The organism is Petrimonas sp., from assembly GCF_963921705.1.
GTDB lineage: Bacteria > Bacteroidota > Bacteroidia > Bacteroidales > Dysgonomonadaceae > Petrimonas > Petrimonas sulfuriphila.
This window is the reverse complement of sequence record NZ_OY997410.1, coordinates 2,295,805-2,309,721: the sequence shown is the minus strand read 5'-3', so window position 1 is coordinate 2,309,721 and position 13,917 is coordinate 2,295,805. Positions and strand designations below refer to the sequence as shown.

General features: G+C 42.8%; 6 protein-coding genes. 5 read left to right on the top strand and 1 reads right to left on the bottom strand.

Translation table 11 applies throughout. The features are described from left to right. Position 1: 1 nt before the first annotated feature. A complete protein-coding gene (locus tag AACM02_RS09585; protein ID WP_339116811.1) occupies positions 2-2,068 on the top strand; it encodes a DUF349 domain-containing protein in 2,067 nt (688 codons plus the stop codon). 241 nt (positions 2,069-2,309) lie between these two features. On the opposite strand, the gene AACM02_RS09580 is transcribed toward AACM02_RS09585, so the two are convergent. After that, positions 2,310-3,752 (bottom strand): transposase, encoded by a 1,443-nt coding sequence (locus AACM02_RS09580; protein ID WP_339115938.1) that lies wholly within the window; start codon positions 3,750-3,752, stop codon positions 2,310-2,312. Positions 3,753-4,109: 357 nt separating this feature from the next. On the opposite strand from AACM02_RS09580, the gene AACM02_RS09575 reads away from it, so the two are divergent. The 4 genes from AACM02_RS09575 to AACM02_RS09560 all read left to right on the top strand — a co-directional run bounded on the left by AACM02_RS09575 (position 4,110) and on the right by AACM02_RS09560 (position 13,861). Next, on the top strand, positions 4,110-7,130 hold the full coding sequence (locus tag AACM02_RS09575) for a TonB-dependent receptor (protein ID WP_339116810.1): 3,021 nt from the start codon (positions 4,110-4,112) through the stop codon (positions 7,128-7,130). A gap of 20 nt (positions 7,131-7,150) precedes the next feature. Further along, positions 7,151-8,716 (top strand): RagB/SusD family nutrient uptake outer membrane protein, encoded by a 1,566-nt coding sequence (locus AACM02_RS09570; RefSeq protein WP_339116809.1) that lies wholly within the window; start codon positions 7,151-7,153, stop codon positions 8,714-8,716. 59 nt (positions 8,717-8,775) lie between these two features. Next, positions 8,776-9,738: a glycoside hydrolase family 43 protein gene (locus AACM02_RS09565; RefSeq protein ID WP_339116808.1), complete on the top strand. Its 963-nt coding sequence runs from the start codon at positions 8,776-8,778 to the stop codon at positions 9,736-9,738. Positions 9,739-9,922: 184 nt separating this feature from the next. After that, a complete protein-coding gene (locus AACM02_RS09560) occupies positions 9,923-13,861 on the top strand; it encodes a two-component regulator propeller domain-containing protein (protein WP_339116807.1) in 3,939 nt (1,312 codons plus the stop codon). Positions 13,862-13,917 lie beyond the last annotated feature (56 nt).

Genomic DNA, 13,917 nt, shown 5'->3' with positions numbered 1-13,917 from the left:
GATGAATAGTAACAATCTTGAAAATGAGAAACTTCCTGAAAACAGGGAAGGTAAGGCTGAAGAAACTATTGACCAACTTCCCCAGGAAGAAAAAGTATCTGCGGAGCCCGTTGAAACCACTTCCGGAGAGCCGGTAGAGGCAGAAAAAACAGTTTCGGAACCAGAAGTGGCTGAAACAGAGCCGGTAAAGGATGCCGAAACGGAAGAAGTGCCTGAGTCGGATCTGAAAACTGAAGAAGCTGTTGCCGGAGAGGAGGGTGAAATCAATTACGATATAGAAACTCCCGAAAACGTAGATACTGAAACTGAAGATACGGAGGAAGAAGATGAAAACAACGTTTCGGATGACGATTCAACGGAGTTGTTGGCCGTAGAAGAGATTGTACAGAAACTCCGGGATTTGCTGGCTTCCGACCATCCTCAGAGAAGAGAAGTGGATGAGGTGAAAAATCAGTTCTACCGCTCGCTTCGCAACGAAACTGAATCGCAAAAAGCTGCTTTTATCGAGTCGGGAGGGGAATCCATCGATTTTGTTGTCAACGAATCGGAGATCTATGCCGAAGGTAAGGAGCTGATCCAAAAAATAAAAGAAAAGCGTGCTGCTATTCTTGCCCGCGAGGATGCGGAAAAAGAGAAGAATGTTGCTAAGAAAATGGCAATTATCGATCAGGTAAGGCACCTTGCCGAAAATCAAAGCCAGGAGGATTTTAACAAAACTTACCAGGAATTCCGGTCGCTTCAGCAACAATGGAACGAGATTAAGCTTGTGCCGCAGACTAAGGTGAATGAGCTTTGGAAAGAATATCAACGTCATGTGGAAAAGTTTTACGACCTGGTACGTATCAACAACGAGTTCCGTGAATACGATTTCAAAAAGAACCTGGAACTGAAAACCGAACTTTGCGAAGCAGCCGAAAGGCTCGACGAAGAACCGGATGTGGTTTCGGCGTTTCACCAGTTGCAAAATCTTCACCAGGAGTGGCGGGATGTTGGTCCGGTTTCCCGTAAGGATCGCGAGGAAATCTGGAACAGGTTCAAAGCAGCCTCCACGCTAATCAACAAGAAATATCAAGCTCATTTCGAAAGCCTTAAAGGGAAAGAAGAGGAGAATCTGGCGGCTAAAACCGCGTTGTGCGAAACCCTTGAAGCCATCGATTATTCGAAATTAAACTCCGTTAGGGATTGGAATAACAAGATTAAGGAAGTTCTTGATATTCAGAAGCAATGGCGTGAGATAGGCTATGTGCCAAAAAAATGGAACACCAAAATATACGACCGTTACCGTGCTGCCTGTGACTTCTTTTTCCGTAATAAAAACGATTTCTACAAATCGATGCACGGCGAAATGGAGGAAAACCTGAAAAAGAAAGTTGCTCTTTGTGAACGTGCCGAAGCCTTAAAGGATAGCCAGGATTGGAAAAAAACAACCCAGGAAATGATTTCTATTCAGAAAGAGTGGAAAACCATTGGTATTGTTCCCCGCAAATATGTGGACAGCACGTGGAAACGGTTTATTGCCGCTTGTGATTATTTCTTTGAACAAAAGAAACTCCACACCTCCACTCAACACGATGAAGAGGCCAGAAATTTCGAAAAGAAAAAAGAGATCGTGGAGAAGATAAACATGCTGGATACCACCCTCACTCCTGAACAGGCGTTGCCGCTGTTAAGGGAACTAATGGATGAGTGGTATGGTATCGGACACGTGCCTTTCAAGGTTAAGGACAGGGCTTACAAAGAGTTCTATGATGCTACCGAAGCTCAGTTCGACAGGTTGAATATCGATAAAACCGACCGGAAATTAGACAGTTTCAGGTCGAACATCTCGGATATAGCCAGATCGGATAATGCCAAAGGTCAATTGTTGCGTGAACGGGAAAGGCTGATGCGCCAATATGAGCGTATGAAAGTGGAATTGCAAACGTACGAAAACAACATCGGCTTCTTGTCGGTTTCGTCGAAAAAAGGCAACAACCTGGTGGACGATATGAACCAGAAGATGAAAAAAATAAAATCAGAGCTTGAGTTGCTGGTGAAAAAAATTGCAGCCATAGACGAGGAACTATAATAATTGCTTTATATAAAATGTTAGGCGATCAGTTTTTTGGTCGCCTTTTTTTATTACGTGGGTTTACAAGCATCCATCTCCGGAAGAGTGAAATCTACAAACCATCGCTGGTGGGCTGTGAACATCGGGATTAATCTATTCTCATGTTTCGCACTTCCCTCAAACCATTGACAAAGAAATAGAAGGGAAATGCATTATTATCTATATCTCTGTACTATAACATTTTATATTTTACAATTTCTCAATCGTCCTTAACCATCACCGAACAACACAGTGCAATGATCATGGATTCTGCTTTTGGATTGGCCAACATTTTTTCAAGTAAATCATCGGCATCCATCTCCAATACCTCGCATACTGAGCAGACTAACTCGATGAACAGCCCCCATAGCCGTCTGTCGAGTGTTTCCCTGAGCACATCGGCGTTCATTGACCGATAAAGTGCCCCTTTCGACTCGTAGTTATCGTACCGGAAACGCAGTGTCAATAACAGATAGGCTATCATGCTGATGGTCGTTTCTGCTACCTGGGCGTCAAAGTTACTGGATTGACATCTTCCCAGGTTCAACAATTGCTTCGATTCTCGATTGAACACCTCCACAACCCATCTTACCTGGTAATGCCCGATCAATCCCTTGAACGTCAGTTTCGTGTCCGTCGTCAACAAAACCTTCCATTTGTCATTTTTGCCCCGACGACTAAAGAAAAGGCAGATCTCAACACCTTGGTACAGCACCCTGGCCTGTTTGTACTGGTAACCCAGGGAACGGCAGCGCCTGGGTTTGCCCAGCATGTTATTGATCTGGGCGTGAGTCAGGCTCTTACCCTGATACTCAAACTTAGTCTTTGCAAACTTGTACATCCCGATCAGGTGAACTTCCTTGTCCTTCACACTCCGGATAGCCTGTATCAACGCATCGCAAGTAAACCAGCTGTCCACCAGGACGTAATCAACACGAAGCCCGCGATAGATGGCCGTGAAAAACATCCGCAGGACCATCTGAATCTTGTTCGTGTCCAGTTCTTCCACACGTTTAGCGGTGTACGAGTCCTTGATACGCTTGCAACTGTATTGCTTGCGGATCTGCTTTTTGGTCATCCCAAACGGGCGTTCCTGCTTTTTCCCTTTTTCCCGGTGAAGACTGAAATCCAGTGGTATGGAGGACTTACCGTCCCAGTACATCATCACCAACAGCTTGAATCCAAGCACGTAGCTGTTGGTTACATGATCCCATACCTTCCCGATCTTCTCTATACGCTTCCCGGTTTTAGACAGGGTGGTGTCATCGAAGATCAGGTAACGGGATGAGGTATCATCTACATCACTATCTTTGGACGTCACCGTCAGAAAACGATGCACAAGATGCCACATAAGCATCCGCCAGCATATGATGGAACTGTTCTTCAAGCGATAGAACACATCCTTGCCCATGGTGGAACCTTCACCTGTGGGGCTGTTCAGATAGGAGTTGACCGTCTTGTCTGAACTGACCACCATGGAGACCAGCAGGGCCAGGACCATTTTAAAATCATATCCCCGGGTCTTGAACCATTTGAACTCAGAAAGACCTTCGCTTAGCTTCAACGCCTTGAAGCGGCTAAAAATATCTTCAGCGGAAACCCTGCCGGGGGTAAAGTCCGCTTTCAACTCTTGAATCTTTTTAATATCTTTGTCCTGCAGCATATTTTAATGGTTTGGTTTCCATCGCTAAGATAATCATTTTCAATGATATATTAGCTAAAATATGCTGCTTTTTTTATCTCTTATCCTCTGATTATCAACTTCATTTTTAACTGCGAAACATCAGATCTATTTAACAGGTGTTTGACAAAAATGTGTTATTTTTTGAGATAAATGTTGTATGCGTTCTAGACCTTTACCACTACTTTCGCAGAAAAGACACACTGAAAAATAATAGTCGAGAAAACACGAACCCAAAGAAAACCACCCATTGGATGCATGTTGATTGAATTAAATGAAATTTATTTAGTAACGATGTCTTAAAGCAACGATCTTTATTAATCTAAAACAAATGATGGAATGAAAAAGAAAAACTCAATTAAACTATTGAAAGGTTTACTGCCCGCTGTATTGTGGGTATTTTCCTTTGCTGTGTTTGCTCAACCCATTACGGTGAGTGGAACGGTGTATGATACTAGTGGAGGGACACTCGTTGGAGTAACCCTTCAGGTGCAAGGTACTTCTGTGGGTACCGTTACCGACCTGGATGGAAACTTCAGATTGACTAATGTGAATCCAAATGCTTCATTAGAAATCTCTTATGTGGGAATGAGAACCCGGATTGTTTCTCTTAACGGGAGAACATCCATCAGCATCACGCTGGAGGAAGACACGGAAATGTTGGAAGAACTTGTGGTTATCGGTTACCAGACGATCCGAAAAGCCGATTTAACAGGATCTGTTTCCGTATTTAATCCCGATGAAATGAAAAATACAATCGTAACCGGTACGGTAGGGGATGCTTTAGGCACTCTTCCCGGGGTTAATGTACGCACATCCGGCGCTCCGGGTAGGGAAGGAAAAGTAGAAATTCGTGGTACGGGAACATTTGGAAACAGTGCTCCGCTGTATGTGGTTGATGGGGTTATCTCCGGCGCAAATAGGGATTTCAACTTTAACGATATTGAAAGCATCCAGGTCTTAAAAGATGCTTCTGCTGCAGCAATTTACGGATCAAGAGCCGGAAACGGAGTAATTATTATTACCACCAAGCAAGGGAAAGAAGGGAAAATGAAGATAGATGTCTCTTCTCGTGCAACCTTGCAATGGCTACCAAAATACGACCTTACAAACCGTAATCAATGGATTGAACTAAATGACCTGGCTTTTGCAAATGCCGGCCGACCTGCTGCCAACCATTTTGACGGAAATACAGACTGGCAAAAAGAAGTATTCAAATCCGGCATAGTACAGGATCATAATATTGCTTTTTCTGGAGGCAACAAAGATAGTCGGTATTTTATTTCAGGTAACTACCAGCATAATTCGGGAACAACTATCGGAACACAAAGCGAACGTTTCACTTTACGTTCAAATACGTCGGCTTCACGTGATTTTGGCGATGAGGTTACATTCCGTATTGGTGAGAACATCGTGTTAAGTCACTTTGCTGTGGATGAGTTAAATACAAATCCTATTGTCGATGTTTACCGCATGCTTCCTACTATTCCTGTGTATGATCCAAACAATACAGCTAAAGGTGGATACGGATTCGGGGACGGAAGCAGGGATGTTACGTTCGGTACCAATCCCTTTGCCAAAGAAGACTTTGAAGATACGAAAAACAGTAACTTGCGCATCCGGGGAAATATTTTTACCGAACTGGAACTGCTGAAAGCATTGAAATACAGGTTTAACATGGGATTTGATTTTAGCAACGATAGGCATACCTATTTGCGGAAAGAAGGATATTGGACGTATAATCAACCGTATGATCCCTCTTCTTTAAATAAAAATCAAGCCCAGTATCAGGGGCTCGTGTTTGATAATACCTTGGAATACAATAAAAAGTTTGGAAAACACGATATTTCTTCTGTATTCGGACTGAGCTATCAAACATCTACCTATGAGCAAATATGGGGTACAAAAAATAATGTACTTAGGTCCGGAGATGACTATTTCAGAAACTTGGATGCAGCCCTGACCAATCCAAAAACTGGAAATTACACCGATTTACAGAAATTATTTTCCGTTTTTGGCCGTGTAAACTATAATTACGATGAGAAGTATTTGTTCAGTTTTACCGTGCGAAGGGACGAGTCTTCTAAATTTTCACCGTCTACCCGGGTAGGGTATTTTCCTTCTGTGTCAGGAGGTTGGAGAATAAGCCAGGAGGACTTCTTTGATGTGTCCTGGCTGAATGACCTGAAGTTAAGAGCGAATTACGGGATTTTAGGAACATCGAATATTGGCGTATGGGATTGGGTGTCATTTATTACCGTTTTCCCGCAGGCCATATTCGGCAGAAGTCAGTCATTGCAAACCGGAATGACTCAAATACGACTTGCAAATGCTGATCTCAGGTGGGAGAAGTTGACTCAGCTGAATGCCGGATTTGATGCTGTTCTGCTTAATAATAAATTGAATCTTTCGGCAGATTATTTCTTAAAAGAAACGAAGGATGTGCTTACCCCGATGCAGATATTGATGGTTACAGGCAATAACGGAGGTAATCCGTATGTGAATGCAGCTACTTTGCAGAATACGGGAGTTGAAATCTCTGCTACCTGGAGAGACAAGGTAGGCTCTGATTTTGGTTATAGCATCAATGTGAATGGCTCTTATCTTAAAAACAAAATATTGGAATTGGGATACGGACGCAAAGAATTTACACAATGGGATACTAAATCCATAGTCGGAAAACCCATCGGTGAATGGTACCTCATTAAAACTGATGGATTGTTCCGTACTCAGGAAGAAGTGGTGGCTCATACAAACAGTGAAGGAAAAGTTATTCAACCCAATGCCAAGCCGGGTGATGTAAAGTATATAGATTACAACGATGACGGAGTAATAACAGACGCCGACAGACAACACTGCGGATCCACTATCCCGAAATTCCAGCTGGGAATGAACCTTGGATTTGAATATAAAAATTTCGATCTCCAATTCCAGTTAGGAGGGGCATTTGGATATAAAGCGTTCAACGGTCCGCGCAGCGGATTTGACCGGTTTGACGACAACTCAAACTATAGGGCCAGTTACGATCCGTGGACTCCAGACAATCCAAACGCAAAAGACCCACGGCCTATCTACGCAGATTCCCGCAATGTCCGGGGCGATCAAGACCGCTGGTTAGAGAACGGTAACTACCTAAAAGTAAAACAAATAGCTCTCGGATATAACTTGCCTAAATCCATGCTTGGCAGTACATTCAGTGACATTCGTCTATATGTAAATGCTCAGAACCTGATCACGTTAACTTCCTATACAGGCTTGGATCCTGAGTTCTTAAATGGTAATATATGGGACCGCAGCTACGACGGGGGAGCTTATCCTAATCCGTATGGTGTAACTTTTGGAGCACAAATATCATTCTAATTTTCAGAAAACTTATCACAATGAAAAAAATCATATACTTATTATTCGCCGTATTCTTGCTGAATAGCTGTGATGTGAGCGTGGATAATCCGAACACCATTACTACCGCCACATTCTGGAAAACGGAAACCGATGCACAATATGGCATCAATGCTGTGTACAACATGTTCTACAAACCGGGGACTTACAGCCGTTGGTTGTGGTTCCGGCTGGATCTAACCTCAGATGAAGGGTTTAGTCAGAGCCCCTGGGCTGAATTGAAAGAGTGGACACAGTTTCAATACAGGAACTATAACTTCTGGGAAGGCAATAGCTGGACTTACCGGGATAGCTATGAAGCAATATTCAGAGCCAACCAGGTGTTGTACCACGTTCCCGAAATTCAGTTTGCAAATGAAACCGAAAAAAACAAAATCCTCGGACAGGCATACTTTCTGAGAGGCCTTTTCTACTACAACCTGGCAGTGTTGTGGGGGAGTGAAAACAACAGTCTTCCGATTGTTCTGGAACCATCAACGCCGGGTATGCAGCCCGAAGGCCATAATGGTATCGCTGTATACCAACAGGCAATCAGCGATTTTACAGAAGCACAGAAAGTTTTGCCGGAAGTGTGGGACGACGCCAATAAAGGACGTGCAACGAAAGGTGCTGCATTGGCTTTCAGGGCAAAATGTCACATGCAACTGCTCCAATGGAATGAAGCTAAAAATGATTTACAATGGTTGGTAGAAGGTGAGGGCAAGAAATATTACGACCTTGCGGCCAATTACGCGGATAATTTCAGAAAAGATACGGAGAACAATATTGAATCTGTTTTTGAGATACAGTATTCCGATATTCATAAGGCTCCTGCCGGAGACGGGGACTTTGATGTGGATCCGAACTTAGGACTGAATCGCGGTCAGTTTTTTGCTCCTCCCGGAATTGGATGGACAGACGGTGAAATACGTCCCTGGCTGGTAACAGAATTTAAAAAAGAAAAAAACCTGAACGAAGGTTACGATATACGTTTAAGACATACTGCTTTTTACAGTGAACAACACTTGGATTTTCCCAATAATGAACGGATATACCGTGAGGTCAGCAATGATGCAACGTGGAACAGGGACAACTGGAAAGGCCGTGTTTTTTACAGAAAATACAGTTCGGAGCATTTTCGCGATTTTGATGATTATCATAATCCGACCAATGTAAGGTTGGTTCGATTTGCAGACGTATTGTTGATGTACGCAGAATGTATTGCCCAGTCAGGAGGAAACTTGTCTGATGCAATTGCACATGTCGACAGGGTAAGGGCCAGGGTAGAAATGCCGGCGCTTGCCGTCAATCATCCAGCCGTAGTCTCCAGCAAGGATGCTTTTCTGAAACGCCTACAGGTGGAGAGAGTTCTTGAATTAGCTACAGAAGGACAACGTTGGGCAGATATCAAGCGCTGGGGATTGCTGGATAACCAAGCCGGTATCGACGAATTGAAATCACGTGATCCGGATTTCAATAATTTCATCATCGGTCGCCATAGCTGCCTGCCTATTCCTTCTGATGAAGTGAATAATAACCCCAATATTTCTCAGAATCCTGATTATTAATAAAAGCATTATACCTCCCCGGCTACCCGGTTGGGGAGGTATTTTAAAATAAAATAGAGATGAAAAAATACTGGTATCTGTTGTTTATAGGTGTATTCATAATCGCATCGTCCTGCAAAGGTGTTGATAAGGCAGATGAAACGATTCGCTACACCACTCCTGTTTCGTTGGGCGATCCATTTATCATGCTGCATCAAGGCGTATATTACGCTTACGGTACCCAGGCCGAAGATGGAATTGAAGTATACACATCGGATAATCTTGAAGAATGGGAAAAGGTTCCTGCTCTCGCTCTTCACAAGGATAACTCTTTTGGTGACAAATGGTTTTGGGCACCTGAAGTATATTACGTTAACGGGAAGTTTTACATGTATTATACGGCAGAAGAGCATATGTGTGCGGCAACTTCCGATTCTCCGTTGGGTCCGTTTATCCAGGAGGTTAAAAAGCCGATGCTGGAAGGTGAAAAGACTATTGATAATTCTCTGTTTATCGATGATGACGGAACTCCTTACCTTTTCTTCGATCGGTTTAATGACGGGCTAAATATCTGGGTCGCAGAACTGGAAGAGGATCTGATAACCATCAAAAAGCAAACGTTACATCCGTGCATTCATGTATCTCAAGAATGGGAAAAAGTATGGCCCAGGGTAAATGAAGGTGCTTTCGTAACAAAACATAACGGCATGTATTACATGACGTACTCCGCAAACAGCTATGAAAGCCCGTTCTATGGTGTCGGGTGTGCTACCGCCACGAGTATCATGGGTGAATGGACAAAATATCCGGATAATCCCCTGCTTCAGAAACCCGGTAATCTGGTTGGTGTAGGGCACAGTGCATTATTCCGGGATAAGAAGGGGGATTTGCGAATAGTTTTTCATGCACATCATGACGATAAAAATATACACCCGCGAAAGATGTACATCGGAAAAGTCGAATTCAAACAAGAAGGGGAAGTGGATAAACTTTATATTTCCCAAGAATACCTGATACCCAAATTAACGGTTACCCAAAAATGAATTCATCAATCGCTACTCATTCCGTACATTCTCCGGTTGGCGTGGAGTAATTTTACCGTAGCATTCTGAGAAAAATAAAAAAATTTGTTTATCTTGCTGACAAAAAACATAACTCTCCTTAAGACTATATGGTGTGTCTTTATTTTTGATGAAATTGAAAAAACATAATCAACTCTTTATTTTGATGTTCATCCTATTCGTTTTGAACATCAATGAGTTATTCTGTTTGCCAAGTTATTCTTTCAAACATTACAACATAAACAACGGATTATCCCAGAATACTGTCCATGCCATTTTTCAAGACAAACTCGGATTCATGTGGTTTGGCACAAAAGATGGCCTCAACCGATTTGACGGGACGTTGTTTAAAATTTATAAATTTTCTCCGGGAGAGAATTTGAGAGACAATGTATTTCATCGTATCCTTCAAGATAAACTGGATAACCTGTGGGTAGGGACCGATGACGGAATATACATTTATAACCCGCGGAAAGAAGAGTTCAATCGTTTTGAATTAACCACACCCGATAACGTATCGATAGACGGTGTGGTAAGTGATATGCTGGAAGATAAAGAAGGGGATATCTGGATTTCCCTGGAAGAAAAAGGAGTTTTTCATTACAATTTTCTCACGGGTGTCCTAACGAATTACAAAATACCACGAGCTCCAGACGGGATGAGTATGGTCAGTTTATGTCTCGGGAAAGAGGGGGATATCTGGGCATTCCCTTACAATCTTCCTTTTGTCAGTATTGATAAAAAAACAGGTAAAATAACTGACTTTAAGCTTGTTGACAACCCTGATTTATTTTACAATACGGGAGAGATATGGAAAGTAGTTGCTGATGAATACAATCAATTGCTCATCGCATCGTCTACTAAAGGCCTTATAAGTGTAAACACCGTGAGTAAGACGCACCGCATTCTGTTGGCTGAAGACGCTGAAGGTCAGCCTATCTTTGCCCGATGTCTGACAAAGATCGATCCTAAAACGATCTGGATAGGCAGTGAATCGGGATTGTATATTTATAATACCGAAACGAGAAAAGCCGAAAACCTCCGTCACAACAGGTCCGTACCTTATTCGTTATCTGACAACGCTATTTATTCTATTTTCAAAGACAGGGAAGGAGGTATTTGGGTGGGGTCGTTTTTTGGAGGGGTCGATTATTATTCCAATCAATACAATCAATTTGAGTTGTTTTATCCCGTGGATGGAGTGAACCGGATGAAAGGAAGCCGGGTCCGTGAATTTTGTGAAGCCCCCGATGGAAAAATCTGGATCGGGACCGAAGACAATGGACTCAACCTCTTCGATCCCGTGAAGAATGAATTTCTACCACTTCCACTCCCGCTACAATCGCTTTACACGAATATACATGCATTATATGCTGACGGAGACTATTTATGGATCGGAACTTTTTCAAAAGGATTAAACCGGTTTAACCTGAAAACAAACGAACTGGTTACATTCAAACAATCGGATGCGCCTAACTCCATTAGTCAAAACAGCACTTTCTCCATATACAAGGATCGGCAAAACACATTGTGGATAGGAAATCTGTCGGGATTAAATATCTATGACTACGAGAATAACAACTTCAAACAAGTCGATGCATTCCAAGGGATATATGTTCAGGATATTTTTGAAGATACAGATGGGAAAATATGGGTAGCCACTTTTACCAAGGGGCTTTACCGGCATGATCCGGCCACAGGCGCCTGGAAGATTTTTTTCCATCATCCTGCCGATGGTGGAAACACGCTGTATAATAAAATAACAAGTATATTTGAGGACAGTCAGAAACAACTGTGGGTGGCTACGGAAGGCGGAGGTTTTTATCTTTTCGACAGGAAAAACGAAGAATTTATTCCGGTCAATAGTTCGAAAGGACTACCTAACGATGTGGTATATCAATTGCAGGAAGATTTGGATGGTAATTTATGGCTTTCAACAAATTCGGGACTTGTTAAATATGACCCTCAAACAGAATCATTCAGAAATTATACGGTTGAAAATGGACTGAAAACCAATCAGTTCAATTACCAGTCCAGTTTTAAGGCGTCAGACGGAACACTTTATTTCGGATCAATTGACGGCTTTGTACGGTTTAATCCCTCAACCTTCAGAGAATCTGAACACGCTGTACCGGTAGTGTTTACCGAACTGTTTATTAATAATGCTCCGGTAAGCCCTAAGGATGAAAAATCACTGCTGAAACAAAGCATCTTGTTTACGGAAAACCTAACCTTAGCACACCGTAAAAACTCCTTCCGGTTAAGTTATGCAGTACTGAACTATTCAAACAGAAATGATTACCAGATACTTTATAAACTGGATGGCTTTGATAAAGAATGGATTCAGTCGGAATCAAATAACGATATCATCTACTCTAACCTGAAACCAGGAAAGTACGTGCTCTCGTTGAAATTACATAATGGATTGAAGGACAGTGATGAAGAAACACTAAAATCGTTAACTATCCATATTCGCCCCCCATTCTGGCTTAGTAGGTGGGCCTACCTGGTTTATGTGGTGCTGTTTATAGCCGGAATAGCAGGTTTATTTCGCTTTCTGAGTTATCGTAGCCAAAAAATACAAAGAGAGAGAATGCGAATTTTCGGACAACAGAAAGAACGGGAACTGTATCGTTCGAAAATTGATTTCTTCACCAACGTTGCCCACGAAATTCGCACCCCGCTGTCCCTTATTAAGGCACCACTGGATTATGTGATTAATACGGAAGAGGTGTCAGAAGGCGTAAAAGAGAACCTGCAGATCATGAGCAAGAATACGGACCGGCTTCTTAACCTGACCAACCAGCTGCTCGATTTCCAAAAAACCGAGTCGGATGCGTATCTGTTGAATCTTGAACCGAGAAACGTATCGGAACTGATCCGGGAGACGTCACTTCGTTTTACCCCCCTGGCAAAGCAGAAAGGATTGCTTTTTGATATGGATCTCCCCGAAAAGGATATGTACGTGCAGGTGGATAAGGAGGCATTCCTGAAAATTATCAGCAACCTGATAAATAATGCTATCCGGTATTGCAAAAGCTTCGTGAGGCTTAAGGCTTACATCGCCGGAGATAATGAAGACAGCTGGTTTCACCTGATTACAGACAATGACGGAGAAAAAATCCCCGACGAACATAAGCAGGCAATCTTCAAACCTTTCGTGCAACTGGACAAGGATGACCGGACGGTTAACGGTACCGGGATTGGCCTAGCGCTATCACGTTCATTGACTGAGCTTCACAAAGGGACACTCGACCTGGAGGACTCGGAGGATACTGTCCGGTTCCACCTCGTACTGCCGGTAGGAAGCTCAACAGACGTAATCCTGGAATTTTCCGGTGAAACGGGTAAGTCATCCCATACAACCATCCTGTTGGTAGACGATGATCCGGAATTGCTTCATTTTGAAGAGAAATTTCTCTCCCCTCACTACCATGTGTTAACGGCAAGGAACGGTAAAGAAGCCTTGGAAGTGCTGCGGGAGGCTAATGTGAACTTGGTAGTTTGTGACATCATGATGCCCGAGATGGACGGTTTTGAGTTTACCCGACGGGTAAAATCCAATATCGAGTTCAGCCATATCCCCGTGATATTATTGACGGCAAAAGTAAACGTGGAGTCAAAGGTACAAGGGTTTGAGATCGGTGCGGATGCGTATATCGATAAACCTTTCTCCCTGGAAGTATTGTTGGCGCAGATTGCCAACTTGTTGCAAAACCGGGAAAAATTACGTGAAACATTTTTAAAACATCCCTATATTGGTGCCAACAGCGTGGCCCTTACCAAGTCAGACGAAGAATTTATCCGGAAGCTGCATGCTATTGTACTTGAAAATATAGACAACTCCGGCTTTATCGTGGAAGATATCGCCGAGCAGTTCAACATGAGCCGTGCCAGTTTTTATCGAAAAATAAAAGGCGTACTCAATCTGACACCCAACGAGTATATCCGGGTGGAACGTTTGAAAAAAGCCGCTCAGCTGCTCAAGGAAAAAACATACAAGGTGAACGAAATCTGTTACATGGTAGGATTTAACTCTCCTTCCTATTTTTCGAAATGCTTTCAACAACAATTCGGGGTCCTGCCAAGAGATTTTGAGCAATAAGTTCTGCATTTGAGATTGTATTTATACTTTTTGATCAATTTGCTCTCATTTTTTCT